The sequence below is a fragment of the Capnocytophaga cynodegmi DSM 19736 genome (assembly GCF_000379185.1).
Classification (GTDB): Bacteria; Bacteroidota; Bacteroidia; order Flavobacteriales; family Flavobacteriaceae; genus Capnocytophaga; species Capnocytophaga cynodegmi.
This window is the reverse complement of sequence record NZ_KB900715.1, coordinates 91,611-108,788: the sequence shown is the minus strand read 5'-3', so window position 1 is coordinate 108,788 and position 17,178 is coordinate 91,611. Positions and strand designations below refer to the sequence as shown.

At 34.1% G+C, this 17,178-nt stretch carries 16 protein-coding genes; 9 read left to right on the top strand and 7 right to left on the bottom strand.

The features are described from left to right. Positions 1 to 165: 165 nt before the first annotated feature. Positions 166 to 924, top strand: coding sequence for a DUF6261 family protein (locus YW9_RS0105775; RefSeq protein ID WP_018279244.1), 759 nt, complete (start codon positions 166 to 168; stop codon positions 922 to 924). A 184-nt stretch (positions 925 to 1,108) separates the two neighbouring features. Then, positions 1,109 to 2,287, top strand: coding sequence for an aspartyl protease family protein (locus YW9_RS0105770; RefSeq protein WP_018279243.1), 1,179 nt, complete (start codon positions 1,109 to 1,111; stop codon positions 2,285 to 2,287). Positions 2,288 to 2,458: 171 nt separating this feature from the next. Here the strand turns inward: YW9_RS0105770 and YW9_RS0105765 are convergent, their stop codons facing one another. From YW9_RS0105765 to YW9_RS0105745, 5 genes are read right to left on the bottom strand one after another with little or no spacing between them, the layout of a single operon-like run. Further along, entirely contained in the window at positions 2,459 to 3,151 is a 693-nt protein-coding gene (locus YW9_RS0105765) for a 5'-methylthioadenosine/adenosylhomocysteine nucleosidase (protein ID WP_018279242.1), read from the bottom strand. Positions 3,152 to 3,174: 23 nt separating this feature from the next. Continuing rightward, positions 3,175 to 4,176 carry an FAD:protein FMN transferase gene (locus YW9_RS0105760; RefSeq protein WP_018279241.1) on the bottom strand — a complete coding sequence of 334 codons (1,002 nt, stop codon included), beginning with the start codon at positions 4,174 to 4,176 and terminating at the stop codon, positions 3,175 to 3,177. A gap of 31 nt (positions 4,177 to 4,207) precedes the next feature. After that, complete coding sequence (locus tag YW9_RS0105755) at positions 4,208 to 4,579, bottom strand: hypothetical protein (RefSeq protein WP_018279240.1); 372 nt, start codon at positions 4,577 to 4,579, stop codon at positions 4,208 to 4,210. Between the two features lie 3 nt (positions 4,580 to 4,582). After that, positions 4,583 to 5,458: a nucleoside phosphorylase gene (locus tag YW9_RS0105750; RefSeq protein WP_018279239.1), complete on the bottom strand. Its 876-nt coding sequence runs from the start codon at positions 5,456 to 5,458 to the stop codon at positions 4,583 to 4,585. A 29-nt stretch (positions 5,459 to 5,487) separates the two neighbouring features. After that, positions 5,488 to 6,387: a DUF1835 domain-containing protein gene (locus YW9_RS0105745; protein WP_018279238.1), complete on the bottom strand. Its 900-nt coding sequence runs from the start codon at positions 6,385 to 6,387 to the stop codon at positions 5,488 to 5,490. A gap of 314 nt (positions 6,388 to 6,701) precedes the next feature. On the opposite strand from YW9_RS0105745, the gene YW9_RS0105740 reads away from it, so the two are divergent. From YW9_RS0105740 to YW9_RS0105705, 7 genes are all read left to right on the top strand, one after another. Then, on the top strand, positions 6,702 to 6,998 hold the full coding sequence (locus YW9_RS0105740) for a thioredoxin family protein (protein ID WP_018279237.1): 297 nt from the start codon (positions 6,702 to 6,704) through the stop codon (positions 6,996 to 6,998). A 159-nt stretch (positions 6,999 to 7,157) separates the two neighbouring features. Then, entirely contained in the window at positions 7,158 to 8,111 is a 954-nt protein-coding gene (locus YW9_RS0105735; protein ID WP_018279236.1) for a phosphoribosylaminoimidazolesuccinocarboxamide synthase, read from the top strand. A gap of 74 nt (positions 8,112 to 8,185) precedes the next feature. Continuing rightward, positions 8,186 to 9,142, top strand: coding sequence for an NAD(P)H-dependent flavin oxidoreductase (locus tag YW9_RS0105730; protein ID WP_018279235.1), 957 nt, complete (start codon positions 8,186 to 8,188; stop codon positions 9,140 to 9,142). A 98-nt stretch (positions 9,143 to 9,240) separates the two neighbouring features. Beyond that, positions 9,241 to 10,653 carry a TlpA family protein disulfide reductase gene (locus YW9_RS0105725; RefSeq protein WP_081615890.1) on the top strand — a complete coding sequence of 471 codons (1,413 nt, stop codon included), beginning with the start codon at positions 9,241 to 9,243 and terminating at the stop codon, positions 10,651 to 10,653. 56 nt (positions 10,654 to 10,709) lie between these two features. Continuing rightward, positions 10,710 to 12,386 (top strand): formate--tetrahydrofolate ligase, encoded by a 1,677-nt coding sequence (locus YW9_RS0105720; protein WP_018279233.1) that lies wholly within the window; start codon positions 10,710 to 10,712, stop codon positions 12,384 to 12,386. 261 nt (positions 12,387 to 12,647) lie between these two features. After that, a complete protein-coding gene (locus YW9_RS0105715) occupies positions 12,648 to 13,277 on the top strand; it encodes a hypothetical protein (protein ID WP_018279232.1) in 630 nt (209 codons plus the stop codon). A 260-nt stretch (positions 13,278 to 13,537) separates the two neighbouring features. Next, complete coding sequence (locus YW9_RS0105705; RefSeq protein ID WP_018279230.1) at positions 13,538 to 13,846, top strand: coiled-coil domain-containing protein; 309 nt, start codon at positions 13,538 to 13,540, stop codon at positions 13,844 to 13,846. A 126-nt stretch (positions 13,847 to 13,972) separates the two neighbouring features. Here the strand turns inward: YW9_RS0105705 and YW9_RS0105700 are convergent, their stop codons facing one another. Both YW9_RS0105700 and YW9_RS0105695 read right to left on the bottom strand, forming a co-directional pair. Further along, the gene (locus YW9_RS0105700; RefSeq protein WP_018279229.1) at positions 13,973 to 15,631 is read right to left on the bottom strand and encodes an MBOAT family O-acyltransferase; all 1,659 of its coding nucleotides are present in this window, start codon (positions 15,629 to 15,631) and stop codon (positions 13,973 to 13,975) included. A gap of 2 nt (positions 15,632 to 15,633) precedes the next feature. Beyond that, positions 15,634 to 17,091, bottom strand: a complete 1,458-nt coding sequence (locus YW9_RS0105695; protein WP_018279228.1) for an SGNH/GDSL hydrolase family protein — start codon at positions 17,089 to 17,091, stop codon at positions 15,634 to 15,636. Positions 17,092 to 17,178: the final 87 nt, after the last annotated feature.

The following is a 17,178-nucleotide window of genomic DNA, read 5'->3' as shown; positions in this document are numbered from 1 at the left end:
TTTAAAATAGTTTTTATTTTCCTGTTTTGTATTTTATATAAAATAAAATTGATGATTGATAAAACAAACTATTTTATATGTATAATGAAAATATTGATAATATCTTATTTTGAAAAATTGTAAAATATAAATCGATTAAGTATAACTATAAAAAAATAACTTATTATGAAAAATTTAAAATTAACAACCATTCATCTTCCCAGTTTAAAAAATGCAGAGTTTGCACAATTGTTAGTTCGTTTTTTTGAAGATTTTGAAAAATCAGGATTGGATATAGAAACAGATGCTGATTTTAAAAGATTGTTTGAAGAAATTAAAACTAAAAAACCTATCTTTAATGAAGCAATAGACCAAGTTCGTGGTAATGCTGACTCTACTAAAATATTACAGGCTCATAAAGAACGTAAGTTTTCTTTAAAATCATTTAAGTCGGCATTAAATGCATATAAGTATTCAAGTAATCAAAAGGAAAAAGATGCATACACAAGTATAAATTTGCTCCTTGCAGAATACAAGGGCGTAGAAAATGAAGGATATGAGCAAGTGACATATCGTTTTGCAAATCTCACAGAGAGACTACAAAATGAAGAATATAAAAATCAGGTTAAAGAACTATCTTTAGCTAAATTTATTACAAATCTGTCAGAAGCTAATCGTCATTTTAATGAACTATTTGCTAATCGTTCTTCTCAATCATTGAAAAAACCTACTTATAATGTAAAGGAACTTAGAAAAGAAATTACCACTATTTATAAAGATTTGTCGGATTATATCTATATTTTAGCTCGTGTGCGTGATGATGAATTTTTTGTAAAATTACTTGGTGTTGTTAATAATGGTCGTAAATACTTTGATGATATGATTATCGCCAGACGCAACGCAGCTAAAATGACTTCAAAAAAAGATAAAAACAAAACCGAATAAAATATTCTAATTAAATTATTAATTGTAGATTTGGACTTTATCTTTTGTTTAAAGACTTTAGTAAGTGATTTTTGTGTGCATAATAATCATTTAAGTATTATCACATTACTTACTAAAGTCTTTATTTCTTTTTTATTATATTTACAATTATATAAAAACTAAACAATAATGTAAAGAATTAAGTATGAGAAGTAAAAGTATATTTTATATTTTTTTATTAGCTATTTTATGTATAAATTTTAGTTGTAAATCTCCTGTAAAGATATTAAAAAAAGGAGAAGTAATCATTACTGAAAATATAACGAAAGTTCCAATTGATATTAAGACAAAATTATCTTTTGTGAAAGTAGAAATAAATGGAAAAGAGTATAATTTTTTATTTGATACTGGAGCTATAACCTGTATTAGCTTCGATTTATATAAAGAACTTCAACTAAAATCAAAAAGTGTTTCTAACATATATGATTCACAAGAAAACAAAAAAGAAGAAACGATAACTATACTCCCACAGTTAAAAATGGGTAGTATTTTGATGAAAAATGTAGGTTGTGCTGTAATTAATTTTGATTCTTTTGAATTTAAATGTACAAAGATTGATGGAGTTATTGGGTCTAACCATATCAAAGATTTGTTTGTTAAGGTTAATAATCAAGAAAAGGTTATTGAATTTACAAAGGATTTTTCTCTTTTGGATAAAACAGGATTTGATAAAGAATGGAGCTTTATTGAAGATAAACAATACAGACCTATACTAATTTCAAACTTTTATGGTAAAAAAATGGGTTTTGTATTTGATACAGGAGCTAATTCATATATAGATATAACTAAAAAATTTGTTGATGAAGTAAAAGATAGTATTAAGTCACCTATTATTACTTTCGAGGGGCATAATTCTGTAGGTATTTATGGAAAAGATAAAAAGAATAAATCTATATACTATTTTAAACCTGAACAACTTGAAATAGCTGACCATTCTTTCAATAGTGAATTAGTTTCTACAGGTTCTACTAATCTTATTGGCAATGATTATTTGGAGCATTTTGATTATATTTTAGACTGGAAACATAAAAAAATATATTTCAAAGAACTTGATAGACCCAATACAAAGAAAAAATTTTCTTTCTCACCTGGTTATTCAGATAATAAATTCATTGTTTCATCTATTTTAAAAACAGAAAATCATCCTCTCCATTTGGGAGAAGTTATCGTAAGTATAAATGGGCAAAAAATAGATAAAATGTCGCAAGAAGAGTTATGCAATCTATTCTTAGACAATTATAAATTGGATACTATAACAGTAGAAGTTCTAAGAGATAATCAAGTTTTGCCTTTCACATTTACAAGAGAAGATTTTTTCAAGTAGTAATGTAGCAAATAAATATCTTATATCTATTTCTAAAAAATAGAAAACGAAAACAAAAAACCTGTTTCTTAATCAAGGAACAGGTTTTATTTTGTATGATTCACGATGATAGAATTTTAAAAATTTTCTTCTTGAACTGATAATTTTTAATGATATATAATTTTGAAAAAATTAGGTTGCTATATTTTTGATAATATCAATATTAATTTCTGCGGATAATTTCCCTGCTTCTACCACAAATTTTTCATAGGAAATGGCGTTTCCTTCTCCAGCCTTGTCCGAAATAGCACGAAGCATAATAAATGGCGTTTTGAGAAGATGACAAGTTTGTGCAATTGCCGCTGCTTCCATTTCAACGGCTAATGCTTGAGGAAAGAAAGCCTCAATCTGTTTCAATCGAGCAGGGTCAGAAATGAAAGCATCGCCACTGACAACCAATCCGCAATGTAACTGATTGCTATGCTTTCCTGCAACTTCTTTTGCTATGGAAAACCATTTAGTATCGGGCAAATAGGCAGGAGGCATCTGAGCTTGTTGCCCAACTTCGTACCCAAAAGCTGTAACGTCCACATCGTGATGACGTACTTCGGTGGCTAAAATAATATCGTGTACAGATGAAGTTCCTAATCCACCCGCTGTTCCTGTGTTGATGATAACATCAGGTTGAAAATGCTCAATAAGCAACGTAGTAGCCACAGCAGCACTTACTTTTCCTATCCCTGATAGCAAAACGACAACAGAAACATTATTTATCAATCCCTCATAAAATGAAAAGGAGCTAATTTGGGTTGTTTTTATGTTCGTTAATTCTTTTTTTAACGTATTTATTTCAAGCTCCATAGCCCCTATAATGCCTATTTTCATAGTATTAACTGAAAAAATGTGAATTAATTTTGTAAATCTTGAAATCCTTTTGTTGCAAAGGTCAGTACTTCGTTGTTTTCGTTATTGTAGATGAGTAATACGTTTAATTCAGGGTGATTTTCCAAAAACGCTTTACTTGCTTCTGTCCCTAAAACCATAAACATCGTAGCATATCCGTCGGCATACATCGCTGAATCGGTAATTACGGTGGCACTTAGTAAATTGCTCTGTTTGGCTAATCCTGTTTTTGGGTTGATGGAGTGGACGAACTTCTCACCTGTAAGGCTATCGGTTCTAATTTTGCGATAGTTTCCTGAAGTTGCCAATCCCTGATTCTCGAACTGAACGGTAGTTATTAATTCTCGTTTGTCCGAAGGCAAGGTTGGGTCTTCTATCCCGATAGTCCATTTCTTGTCGTCAATAGTGTTTTTTCCACTCAAATATATTTCGCCTCCCACTTCTACAACAAAGTTTGTAATGCCTTTTGATTTGAGGAAGTCAGCAATTACATCAACTGTGTAGCCTTGAGCAATGGCGTTGAAATCAAAGAAAATAGCTGGGTTCTCTTTTTCGATAAACTTCTCATCGGTAAGCTGAACTTTGTTAAACCCAACGAAGTTTTTCAAACTATCAATCTGTATTTGTGTGAGATTGTTTTGGTTTTTGTTGGCTCCAAATCCCCAAGCGTTCACCAAAATCCCAACGGTAGGGTCAAACATTCCATCACTTTGTTTCCAAATGGTTTGAGATGCTTTAAAAACATTTTCGAAGTGATTGTCAATCTGTACACGTTCTCCTCGATTGATTTTTGAGATGATGGATTCAGGACGATAGGTGGACATTGATAAATCGATTACCTCCAGAATAGAATCAACCGATTGTTGTAAGTTTTTGTCGCTGTTTGAGATGTATTTAATTCCGTAGGTACTTCCCTGAGCTTCTCCTCTGATGGTTTGTATTTTCTCGGTAGGAGAAACGCAGGAAGCAACTGCTATAAGCATAGCATAAAATAATATTTTTTTCATCTGAAGATAGATGGCGTAATTTATAAAAGGGTTAGAGGATTTCCAAAAGTCCTTTGAAATTTACTCGGTAGGGTTTGTTCTTGTAGATAGGATATTGCTCATTCTCAATATTAACCAGCCCCACCCCAGCAAAATAGGTTTTGGCACTATGTGTGTCGGCGTGTTTCTTTACGATTTGCATCAAAGCAGGGTCGTACTCATCGGGGTCGTCTCCGTAAGGGACAGCTCTTACAATGATGAAATGCTTCTGTTTGTTCTTGTCGACACAAACAAATTGTGGGTCTTTCTTCAACTGGCTATTAACCAGCAGAAATTCCCAATGCAATTCGTTCCGCAGAGCTTCGCCCACGATATTCATAGCTAAGTTATGTAACTCCTGACCCGTTAGAGGAATAGCCGACATAGTTTATACGTTCTTTGCAATTTGGTTCAACCCAAAAACAATTAGTTTTTCCACCGCTTGTTTTGTGTCCTTAGTGAACGTACCATTGGCTCGGTTCGCAATGATTACATTGAGGGAAACTGCTTGATGCCCCAAGAGTTTTGATAATCCGTAGATGGCAGATGTTTCCATTTCCAAGTTCGTTACTCGCAAATCATTGTGGCTAAAGTTGTGTAATTTGTCATTCAAGTTTGTATCCTGAACAGCCAACCGGAGAACTCGCCCCTGCGGACCATAGAAACCTGGAGCTGTACCTGTAATTCCTTCAAATACTTCTTGGGAGAGTAATTTCTCTTTGAGTTTCTGTCCACAACTTACGATGTAAGGTCGCCCTTTGTTGGTATTCCATTGTGTGTGTTTGATGAAGGCATCTTCAAGTTCTTTTTCGCTTATCTTATTAAGGTCAAGGTAGGAATGCATCATATTGTCCATACCCAACCCAAACGATGATAGCACGAAACTATCCACAGGAATATCAGTTTGTAGGGAGCCAGAAGTTCCAAAACGAATGAAATTCAGGCTTGTGAGATGCTTTTTCGGTTGTCTTGTTTTCAAATCGATATTGAAAAGAGCATCTAATTCATTGATAACAATGTCAATATTATCAGGACCAATTCCAGTTGAAATAACACTGAGGCGTTTGCCTTTGTAAGTACCCGTATGCGTACAGAATTCGCGTTTCTGAACTTGGTGTTCTATCGTCTCGAAATGAGAACTGATACGTGCCACTCGGTTCTGGTCACCTACTAATATAATCGTGGTCGCCACTTGTTCGGGCTTGAGATTTAAATGATAAATACTGCCGTCTGGGTTTAGGATTAGCTCAGATTCTTGAATCATATCTTTCAAAATATTAGTGTTGATGATATCTATAATTTTAGAAGTTTGCCTGAAGTTTCGTAGTACAAAAAGTCATATTTTAAAGCTCCGCCCAAATATTCATTTTCGTTTCTTAAAAGTGGATACATATTCATATCATTTTTTAAGACGTCGTTTCCTTGTAAGTTTATCTTCAACGGATTTAGAGAGGCGAATAAAGGTTTTAGTTTTTCGATGATTGCTTCGTATTGCAAGGTAGAATAACCTAAAGAAGGTTCCGTTTTCATTAAGTGATTAACGAACGCATCTTTGTTTCCTTTGAAAGAAGAGGCTTGGGTGAGAATATCATTTTCAACAAGGTTCAACCCATTTCTAACTGAGGGGAATCTCTTTAGGTGAATTTGGAGAATTGGGGCAAGGGCAGTAAGGTTCGTGTTTGTATTTCTGATGTGGTTTTCCAGTTGAATTGGGGATTCACTGCAATAAAGCTGCCATATGTAGTCGGCATATTCAACATCATCTTGATTGAAGAGAATTCGGTATTGGTAACTTGTTCTCAGTTCTTTCTGCGTTGGATTGTTTGTGATTTGGCTTATCCACGAAATTTGTATGTTCTCTCGATATTTTTTTAGCCAACTTATTACTGCAATCATATTTATCTGACTTTGTAAATCCTCGCCAAACCATAAAACGGCCTCATCTTGTGTCTTTTGATTGCATAAATTTCTGTATTCTTTCAGTACACTTTCAATAAAAGAAGATTTCCCAGTATTGTACTCATTTTTGAAGAAATTATAACGATTTTTCCAAAAATTTTCACTTCCAACATCTATTGAGGTTTTTCCCTCGCAAAGCATTTCATTCCAAGTAATTACTTCTGAAGTAGTATCTATTTTTTTTAGCGTTTCAGAAGCATTTTTGTTCCCTATAACGTGTAGTACTTTTCGCATAATAATCATATTTTAGTTTTATACGCAAAGGCAAACCTACAAAAAAAATAATTATGTTGTTCAAAAAACGTGTTTTTAACACAATTACATTTTCTTTTTCTATGTCTGTTTTGGTTGTTTAATTGTTTTATTTTCAGATTATTGTTTTTTGTTTTCAGATGGTTAAATTTAAGAATTGTTTGGATATTTTAAGTTTTAGATTTTTTTTACAAAAGAAAAGCTTTGGGGCGGAAAAATATAAAATTTTATTAAAAAATAATGTATGTTTCTCAGAATTTGTATATTTGTCCTGTTTTAACTGAGAGAAGAATTTTATGGAAAAATTTGGCAATGTAATTGATGTAAAAGTCCCTGTACTTATCTGCTTTTTTGCGGATTGGCACGAGGCTTCAATGCATATGAACGCTGTTTTGAGGGAAATACTTTCAATGATGGGAAATCGTGTGAAGGTTGTTAAAATAGACGTTGATAAAAATAAAGAACTTACTAAGGCTTTGAAAATCAATGGATTGCCTACTCTTGTTATTTACAATAATCGTGAGCTTGTTTGGAGAGGTGAGGGTTTTCACGATAGCGATGTGATTTCTTTGGAATTGAGTAAGTATATCTAAAAATTATAATGATGTTTGCAAATCATTTTATAGAAATTTGACAACCACTTTAGGGTTGTTTTTTTTTATAAAAATGAATCGTGAAATTATATTGTTCTGTCTCTGTTAAAAACATCAAACTTTAAGTTTTAAAATAAAAAAAATGAATATCAGATAAATATGGCTAATACAATTACAACCACGAACTTTAAGTTTCCAAAACAGAAATCTGTTTATAAAGGGAAAGTAAGAGATGTTTATCATTTGGATAACGATTTATTGGTGATGATTGCTACTGACCGATTGTCGGCTTTTGATGTAGTAATGCCTAAAGGAATTCCGTATAAGGGTCAGATTTTAAATCAGATAGCTACTAAATTTATGCGACAAACGGAAGATATTGTTCCAAACTGGTTAACCGCAACTCCCGACCCCAATGTAGCGATAGGGCATTTGTGTGAACCTTTTAAAGTTGAAATGGTAATACGTGGTTATTTGGCTGGTCATTCGGCACGTGAATATAAAGCAGGGAAAAGAGTTTTATGTGGTGTGCCACTTCCTGAAGGGCTGAGAGAGAATGATATATTTCCCCAGCATCCCATTATAACTCCTGCAACCAAAGCTGATAATGGTTTGCACGATGAGGATATATCCAAAGAAGAAATCATAAATAAAGGAATAGTAACTGCTGAGGACTATGCTCTTTTGGAAAAATATACGTATGCTCTTTTTGCACGTGGAACAGAAATTGCATCCAAACGAGGACTTATTTTAGTGGATACTAAATATGAATTTGGGAAGACAAAAGATGGGAAAATAGTTCTGATTGATGAAATCCATACTCCTGATTCGTCTCGTTATTTTTATAAAGAAGGCTATGAAGAACGCCAAGAGAAAGGAGAGCCTCAAAAGCAACTTTCTAAGGAGTTTGTTCGGCAGTGGCTTATATCGAATGGATTTCAAGGAAAGGAGGGGCAAAAAGTTCCAGAAATGACCGATGCTTACGTGGAATCTGTTTCTGAAAGATATATTGAGCTTTATGAGAATATTATGGGAGAAAAATTCATTAAAGCAGATACCTCAAATATAGAAGAAAGAATTTACGAGAATGTTTTAAGTTACCTCGATAAATAATTTTAAAAATACAAAAACTCAAAACCAGAAGTTACAAAACTTTTAGTTTTGAGTTTTTCTCTTTACATATCATTATGAAAACAAGAATAACAGAACTTTTTGGTATAAAGTATCCTATCATTCAAGGAGGAATGGTCTGGGCAAGTGGTTGGCGATTAGTTTCGGCAGTTAGTAATGCTGGAGGATTAGGATTGCTCGGAGCGGGGTCAATGTATTCTGAAGTGCTTCGAGAACATATTCAGAAATGCAGAAAAGCAACTGATAAACCTTTTGGGGTCAATATTCCCATTATGTATCCAGATATTGATAAGTTAATGGAAATTATTATTGAGGAAGGAGTGAAAATCGTTTTTACTTCAGCAGGAAATCCTAATATCTGGACATCTATTTTACAAAAAGAAAACATAAAAGTTGCTCATGTGGTAAGTAGTTCCAAGTTCGCCCTAAAAGCACAAAATGCCGGAGTAGATGCTATTGTAGCAGAAGGATTTGAAGCTGGTGGGCATAATGGAAGAGAAGAAACAACAACGATGGCATTAATCCCTTCTGTAAAACAAAATGTTAGCATTCCTTTAATTGCTGCAGGAGGAATTGCCACAGGAAGAGGAGTACTTGCAGCAATGGCATTGGGAGCAGAAGGTGTGCAGATAGGGAGTCGTTTTGTGGCAACTGAGGAGGCTTCTTCTCACATCAATTTCAAAAAACGTGTTTTAGAGACAAATGAAGGAGATACGATGCTTACTTTAAAAGAATTAGCTCCTGTACGTTTGCTTAAAAATCCATTTTACGAACAGGTTTTAGAACTTTATTACAAAGGAGAGGCTTCTCCGGAGAATCTTAAAACACTTTTGGGTAGAGGACGTACCAAAAAGGGAATGTTCGAAGGTGATTTGGTTGAGGGAGAACTTGAAATTGGGCAGATTGCTTCTGTGATTAACAAGATACAACCAGTTTCGGAAGTATTTCAGGAAATCATAGAGGAATACAATGTAGCTTTGTCAGAATTGAACCAAATAGGAAAGTTTAAATAGTAAAAACATTTTGTGTTTTAGATTGTTTCCTAAAAAAAATATCTGTACCTTTGGAACTCAAATTATAAGATTATTTAATTTAAAATCACTTAAAACATATGAGTTTTCCAATTGATTTAGAAATCGTACGAAATCGGAAGATGCAGCAGCAGATAAAAAATTTTAAAAGATTCAAAATTTATACTTTTTTGATTTGCTCTTTCTTTATTGTCCAAAATATTCAATCACAAACAAAAGTTGCTACCATTTCGGGGAAAACTGCCGGTAAAAATTATAATTTGATACTCGTAGAAGATGGAGGTAAAGTACGAAAAATTATCAAACCTAATGAAAATGCTGAATTTCGTGATACGCTTCATATTAAAAGCGAAACATATGAAATGTACGAAGTCAAATTTTCAAAAGGCTTTAACGTTGCACTTCGTGAAAACTCTGATATCGTTCTTGATTTGACTGAACCCACCGAGAATGTAAAGGAAATTATATCAGGGAATGATGCTTTTATATCGCATTTCTATATCGACAAAGAAAATTTCTTTAATACGCACTACGATGGGAACATCTATAAAGAAAAACCTGTTGTGTTTAAAAACAAACTTAAAGAACTGTTTGCAAATTGGGAAAAACAGTGGAAATCACATTCTTTCGAACCTATCCGTAAAAATGAAGAAAAGTGGAGTAAATATGCATTTGTACAAATGCTTGTGCACTACCCCAGAGCTAATCAAATGCATCGAAAATCATTTAAAGAGACCAAAGTTCCAGCAGATTTCTTTGAAGAAGAAAAAAGTATTGATTACGACAATGCTGATGAATTTGAAAAAGTAAATACATACCGAAAATTGGTTATGAGTAAGCTATTAAGTTTGCTGACCAACCCTAATGACACCAAACAAGTTCAACAACTTATTGATAAGACCGAAAAAGTTCGTTCGCAGAACATAAAAGCTGCTTATCAAGAAGCTGTTTCAGACCTTATTGATCACGGAAATCCTAATAACGAGCTCATTTATAATTATATAATGAAGAATTCGGCAAGTGAGAAGCTACGTAAAGAATGCGAATACATTTTTCTAAATACCGAAAAAAGTGTCAAAAAAGGAAGTAAATCACCATCGTTTTCATTTGAAAATGAAAAAGGAGAAAAAGTATCGCTCGAAGATTTTAGAGGAAAATTGGTTTATATTGACGTATGGGCTTCGTGGTGTGGACCTTGTATTTCAGAAATTCCATACTTAAAGAAATTGGAGGCTGACTTTAAAGGTAAAGAAGTGGTTTTTGTTAGTATTTCAAAAGACATAAAGAAAGAGCATTGGCAACAAGCCTTAGAAAAACATCAATTGAAGGGAATTCAATTGTGGGGAGGAAGTAAATCTGATTTCTATGATGCGTATTTTATAAATTCAATTCCTCGTTTTATATTGATTGACAAAAAAGGAAAGGTAATTTCCCCGAGTGCACCTGAACCATCAGCTCTTAAAATTAAAGAATTGATTGAAGAATCATTATAATAGAAATTTTAGTCATAAACAATTTATTAATAATTATTTACAAAAACATAAAACATATGAGTTTTCCAACCGATTTAGAAATCGCACAAAATGCGAAGATGCAAAACATTAAAGAGATTGCTAAAAAACTGAACATTAACGAAGACGATTTGGAGCAATATGGTAAATACAAAGCCAAATTGCCACTCACGCTCATCGACAAGGAGAAAATCAAGAAAAACAAACTGATTTTAGTTACTGCTATCACACCTACACCTGCTGGAGAGGGTAAAACGACCGTCAGTATTGGGCTTACCGAAGGTCTTAACAAAATCGGCAAACAAGCTGTGGCTGTTTTGAGAGAGCCTAGCTTAGGGCCTGTTTTTGGAATTAAGGGCGGAGCTGCTGGTGGAGGGTACTCGCAAGTGGTACCAATGGAGGACATCAATTTGCACTTCACTGGGGATTTTTCTGCTATCGAAAAAGCCAATAATTTACTTGCCGCAGTTATCGACAATAATATCCAAAGCAAAACTCATTCCATCGGAATTGACCCTCGTACTGTTGTTTGGAAACGTGTGATGGATATGAACGACCGAGCTCTTCGCCAAATTGTTATCGGGCTGGGCGGAAGTGCTAACGGTATTCCCCGAGAGGACGGATTCAATATTACACCCGCTTCCGAGATTATGGCAATCCTTTGCTTGTCAGAAAACTTTTCGGATTTGAAAGGCCGTATCGGAAACATTTACGTCGGAAAGAAATTCGATGGTTCTGCTGTTTTTGCACGTGATTTGAACGTTGTGGGAGCGATGGCTTTGCTTCTAAAAGATGCTATCAAACCTAATTTGGTGCAAACTTTGGAGAATAATCCTGCCATTTTACACGGAGGACCTTTCGCCAGTATCGCACAAGGAACGAACACAGTTCTGGCAACGAAGATGGGAATGTCGCTCAGTGAGTACACCGTTACGGAAGCTGGTTTCGGAGCCGATTTAGGAGCTGAAAAATTCTTGGACATCAAATGCGTTTCGGCGGGAATTGCTCCCAATGCTGCGGTGATTGTTGCTACAGTTCGTGCATTGCGTCATCACGGAGGAGCTTTGAAGGAAGAATACAATACACCAAGCCTCGAAAAAGTAAAAAAAGGTATCGGAAACTTGGAAAAACACATCGAGAATGTGCAGAAGTTTGGCTTGAAAGCCGTTGTAGCGATTAATAATTTCCCGAATGATAGCGAAGAAGAAATCAAGTACATTCAGGAAGTATGTCAGCAAAAAGGCGTTAAAGCTATTGTTTCTAAAGGATTTGCACAAGGTGGCGAAGGAACCAAAGAACTTGCCCAAGCAGTGGTAGAGATTGCCGAAAGCGGAGAAAGTAAATTCAAACCTTTGTACGACCACGCTATTTCCATTGAAGAGAAAATCGAAACAATTGCCAAAGAAATTTACGGAGCAAGTAATGTGAACTACACTTCAAAAGCTCGTACTCAACTGAAAAACATCAACAAACTTGGCTTTGATAAGATGCCTGTTTGTATGGTAAAAACACCAAAATCGTTGAGTGATGATGATAAGAAATTAGCTCGTCCTACTGGTTTTGAAGTTACTGTACGCGAGTTCGAATTTGCTTCAGGAGCAGGTTTTGTCATTCCTATTTTAGGAGATACAATGCGTATGCCAGGTCTTCCGAGTGTTCCCGCAGCCGAAGGAATGGATATTGATGACAACGGCGTAATCACTGGGCTTTCTTAAAAGAAGTATTAAGAAATAGGTAAGAGTGATTAGAATTTAGTTGTTAGTGATTAGAGGACTGGAAATATGCCTCTTGTACTGAAAAGGCTGACTTCTACTTTAATTCTTGTAATCTATTTTATAGGATATATCAAAAAGACATTCGTTAATTAGTTAATTATAAGTTAATTGATTGGCGAATGTTTTTTCTATTTTATAAATTTGTGCAATGAGTAATCCTAATCTAAAAACCATTTTGGGTATAACAAAAAACAGAATACTATGACTACTAAAAAGTTTACTAAATATTTAGAAAAGCAATGCAAAGAAATAATCAATTTTTCTTTAGAACCTATCTTTGAGGAATATATTGCCAGAGTAAATGGAAAACGTATAGGAGTAGTTTGCAAAGAGAAATTCTATGTGATATATGCTTCTACATTTAATAGATTTAAAAAAATAATGCCTGATGTAACTCCCGTAAATCCGTTTGGTTGGGGATATTACAATCTTGTTGAGGTAGAAAGCCTTGAAGATACACAAAAATTGAAAGAAATTGTATTAGCTGTGTATGATGATATGTATTTTAATGATGAATTTGTTGTAGATATTTCATCTTATTTTTATAGCTATAAAAACTATCCTGATGTGATTGAGAAAATTTACAACTTTCATATTACCTTTCTTAAGTTCTGTTATGAGAAGGAATTATTAGAGATAAACTGGATTGATAAAAATGATAGAATATTAAAATTCTATTTTAAAAATGAGGATTTAACAGAGAAAGGATATAAAATATTCAATGCTTTGTATATGAAATGGCTTACTTATAATGATAAAAATGATAACAGGTCTGAAATAAGAGCCAAAGATATTAAAAAATTAGAAAAATATTATCAAGAATTGATATAAAAATTTATTTTTAATCTTGAATAGAATAAAAGTGAGATGATTTATTCTTTGGGAAAGCTCTCCCAAGTGTTGGGAAAGATAAAAAATGCTTTGGGAAAGATGGATTTTCTCTTGGGAAACCTTTCCTAAAGAATGGGAAATATAAAAAATGACTTGGGAGAGATGAAAAATACTTTGGGAAAGATATTTTTTAAATAAAATTATATTGAAAATATAAAAAGTAATATAAATTAATTGTTTAATCATTAAAATTAGTTATTATGCCAAAATCATATGCGGAAAAGATAGCACAAGTTAAAGTGTTAATCGATGGACTTAGAGAATCAAAAGATGCTCTACCAGCAGGAATTACAGAAGAAGCTATTGATGAGTTAGAAAACTTACGAAATGAAGTAGAAAAACTCAATAGTGAACAAGAAAGCCTAAAAGCTGAACTGAAAAAGAAAACCGAAGAAGCTACTCAAAAGCAAAAACAGATGGAAGAACGTTCTTCAAAGATGAGAAAACGTATAAAAATTGATTACGAACAATCAATGTGGCGTAAATATGGAATAGAAGATAAGAGATAAAAAATAGTTAATGTAGAAACATTAAAAATCCAAGATTATGAATAAAGTTTAATCTTGGATTTTTTGTTTTTTGTAATATCTTAAAAGATAATAATTGTAAATGAATGCGTATTTCAGAATAAAAATCTAAAATTGGAAGTAGATGAAAGGATGTAAATCAGCTGAATAGGCTTGGTAACAAATGATAACAACAACAACAGCAATAGCACCTTTTACGGCAATGTGGCTTTCTGAAAAGATATGCTCTACAGCGTCTTTCCACTTCTGAGGAAGCCAATGGGTAATGTATCCGATAAGCATAATGAAGAATACATCTTGATAATGCGTCAGTACTTGCCAAGCGGAATCCCACCCCATATTGTTATTCACTTGGTCGAACCATTGGGAGATAGATTCCATATCTTTGCCACGAAAGAAAATTCTTGTAAAGGTAATGAAAGCAAACGTAAAGGTTATTTTCCAAGCAGTAGCAATCCAGTGCGTGGATTTTTCATAAGGACTTATCTTTCTCCAATACTTGTAAACAAGAATTCCTATCCCGTTTAATCCTCCCCAGATGACGTATTTCCAAGAGGCTCCGTGCCAAAGCCCTCCGATAAGCATCGTTAGCATTATGTTGATGTTAGTTACAACGTGGCGTTCAATGCTTCGGCTTATGTACATCATTCCCGAAACAACAACCAGTATGAGACCAACAAGAAGCGTAAAGTAAATTTCATTAATGGCAACGGTTACTCCTATGATGAAGATTAATGAGATGATAATCGTCCCGACGGAACTATTTCTATTCCCTCCCAAAGGAATATACAGATAATCCTTCAGCCAAGTGGAAAGAGAAATGTGCCAACGCTTCCAGAAATCACCGCAGTTAATAGCTTTGTAAGGAGAATTAAAGTTGATTGGCAGTTGGAAGCCCATAAGCAAAGCCAAGCCAATAGCAATATCGGTATAGCCCGAAAAGTCTCCGTAAATTTGTAGAGAATAACCAATCAAAGCCATAATGTTGGAGAATCCGGAGAACATTGTAGGGTTGTCGAACACTTGGTCTAAGAAGTGCATTGCAATGAAATCGGCAAAAATCATCTTCTTTATGAGTCCTTTCAGAATCATAAACGTTCCTTTATTAAAGGAATCGGTTGTGACTTGAGTTTTACTGATGATTTGAGGAACAAAATTCTCTGCACGAACTATCGGACCGGCAACTAATTGAGGAAAAAAGCTCACGTAAAATCCAAAATCAAGAATAGATTTAAGCGGAGTTGTTTTTCTTCTATAAATATCGACTGTGTAACTTATCGTTTGGAATGTGTAAAATGAAATACCTACTGGGAGAATAATCGTATCCGCTCGGAAATATCCCTGCGAGTTAAATCCATTTCCCCAATATGCCAGATAATTAAAAACTTGATGATTTGTATTAAAAAGAGCGTTGTAAGTATCTGTAAAAAAGTATGCGTATTTAAAATAAGCTAAAACACTTAAATTAATAATAACGCTGACAACTACCGCAATCTTTCGCTTTTGTTGCTGTGTTTGTTGGTAAATAAAATTACCTAAATAGAAATCAGTAATGGTGCTAAAGAGAAGTAGAAAAACGAATAATCCACTTGCCTTATAATAAAAATAAATACTTGCAAAGAGTAGGAAAAGATTCCTAAGGCGTATTCTTCGATAAATAAAGGAAAAGATAGTATATACAATGGCAAAGAATATCCAAAAATCAATTCGGACAAAGTTCAGAGGACTTTTTTCATCAAAAGAAAAGAAGTTTGTAATAAAATCCATATCTATTTAATTGCCAAAATATCGTTATGCAAGTGTTGGAAGAATAATTCCGAAATGATTTGCGTTCCTTTTGGTTTTAAATGCACATAGTCAGAGGCTGCCATACCTTTTTCTACCCAAGCCACCATTGAGTTTTCTCCTCCCATTGCTTCGTAAATGCTCCAAAAGGCAATATTATTATTGACACATTGGTTTTTCATCTCCTCATTGAGCTTAATAAGGAATGGATAGGTAATCATCTTGCCGTTTTCGGAAGTGGACATATCTCCTGGTCCGATAACAATCACGGAAGCCTTTGGGTTGCTTCGTTTTACCCATTTGATGTTCTGTATTAGCGAACGGACGTAATCGGTAATTTGCTTTTCTTGCTCAATGTAAGGAATAGTATTTCCTCCGAACTGAAAAATAAAGATGTCAGGCTTTCTTTCGGCAGACATTTGTTGGAAATTCTCGTGATTAAGCCTTGTGAAAATCCTTCCCGCTTCGCCTCGCATCGCTACATTGTCCATACGTACACCTTTTGCCTCATCGAGTGTGATGCCGTAAAAGTCGGGACTTGTAACGCCTTCCAATTCCACTTTGATTTCCTGTGGAGTTTCATCGAAATCCAATCTGAAGTTGTGATATTTTCCGTCTGTCTTTAAGAAATCTTCTTTGAGAAGTTTGCCATTCTGATAAACGATTATTTTGGTAGGGTAGGAGCAATTCCCGTAATGTAATCCAAATTTCGTGAACTTTCGCAAACGATTATAAGCCGTTGAGGAAGGTTTAATAGTGAAAGAGGCTTTTTTAACAGAAATGGTATCAGCAGGATTATAGTCCGAGAAACGAGAAAGAGTCGCATAAAGACCATATTTTTGATGTGGGACTTTCTTTCTTTTAAATCGGTCAAATGACGCAAACCGAAGCCAATTAGCGCTTGCCTGAATGTTTACACTATTTTGAGTATATGCAATTTTAATAGGAATAAAACCAGGTCCGCCACCCCCAAAAAGAGCTTGAAAACGATTGCGGACATATACCGTAATGCGGTCGCCTTCTATCTGTGAATCTCCGTAATGAATAATCTGGCAATTAGGTTGTTGCAGTTTTTCTTTTAATTGTGAAATAAACTCCGTAGCATTCTCTGGATAGTAAATCTTGCCTTCTGTATTGCTTACTAACTTTGAATCTTCTTCCTCATAGGACGTTGCAACTGAATCCTTTTTTACCGAAGGAGTGGTTTTTCTCTCTTCTTTGGCTTTTGTAACCTCTTCAATGATTTGAGTCGCTTTTGAGTTTTTGGGAGAGTTGTCTTTTAGTAAAATATTAGATGTTGGGTATTTAATCATTGTGTTGCCTAATACAATTCCTTCTTTCACAGAGCCTTGCGAGGTTTTGTACTGCCCACTGATGAAAGTAATTGCAAAAAGTGCTAATAATACACCAATAAAGAATATTGCTATTTTTCTGGGATTCATTCTTTTTTCTAACGTTTTAAACTGCGAAGGTACATTTTTTTAATGGTTTACAAAATTTTTGATGAAAAAGAGATAAAGCGTTACTCC

Bases quoted from the DNA above. Each gene is read 5' to 3' on its own strand.
- YW9_RS0105760 (WP_018279241.1), bottom strand. From the start codon at position 4,176: ATGAAAAAAATATTATTTTATGCTATGCTTATAGCAGTTGCTTCCTGC.
- YW9_RS0105750 (WP_018279239.1), bottom strand. From the start codon at position 5,458: ATGATTCAAGAATCTGAGCTAATCCTAAACCCAGACGGCAGTATTTAT.
- YW9_RS0105735 (WP_018279236.1), top strand. From the start codon at position 7,158: ATGGCTAATACAATTACAACCACGAACTTTAAGTTTCCAAAACAGAAA.
- YW9_RS0105715 (WP_018279232.1), top strand. From the start codon at position 12,648: ATGACTACTAAAAAGTTTACTAAATATTTAGAAAAGCAATGCAAAGAA.
- YW9_RS0105755 (WP_018279240.1), bottom strand. From the start codon at position 4,579: ATGTCGGCTATTCCTCTAACGGGTCAGGAGTTACATAACTTAGCTATG.
- YW9_RS0105725 (WP_081615890.1), top strand. From the start codon at position 9,241: ATGAGTTTTCCAATTGATTTAGAAATCGTACGAAATCGGAAGATGCAG.
- YW9_RS0105730 (WP_018279235.1), top strand. From the start codon at position 8,186: ATGAAAACAAGAATAACAGAACTTTTTGGTATAAAGTATCCTATCATT.
- YW9_RS0105720 (WP_018279233.1), top strand. From the start codon at position 10,710: ATGAGTTTTCCAACCGATTTAGAAATCGCACAAAATGCGAAGATGCAA.
- YW9_RS0105775 (WP_018279244.1), top strand. From the start codon at position 166: ATGAAAAATTTAAAATTAACAACCATTCATCTTCCCAGTTTAAAAAAT.
- YW9_RS0105745 (WP_018279238.1), bottom strand. From the start codon at position 6,387: ATGCGAAAAGTACTACACGTTATAGGGAACAAAAATGCTTCTGAAACG.
- YW9_RS0105770 (WP_018279243.1), top strand. From the start codon at position 1,109: ATGAGAAGTAAAAGTATATTTTATATTTTTTTATTAGCTATTTTATGT.
- YW9_RS0105765 (WP_018279242.1), bottom strand. From the start codon at position 3,151: ATGAAAATAGGCATTATAGGGGCTATGGAGCTTGAAATAAATACGTTA.
- YW9_RS0105740 (WP_018279237.1), top strand. From the start codon at position 6,702: ATGGAAAAATTTGGCAATGTAATTGATGTAAAAGTCCCTGTACTTATC.
- YW9_RS0105700 (WP_018279229.1), bottom strand. From the start codon at position 15,631: ATGGATTTTATTACAAACTTCTTTTCTTTTGATGAAAAAAGTCCTCTG.
- YW9_RS0105695 (WP_018279228.1), bottom strand. From the start codon at position 17,091: ATGAATCCCAGAAAAATAGCAATATTCTTTATTGGTGTATTATTAGCA.
- YW9_RS0105705 (WP_018279230.1), top strand. From the start codon at position 13,538: ATGCCAAAATCATATGCGGAAAAGATAGCACAAGTTAAAGTGTTAATC.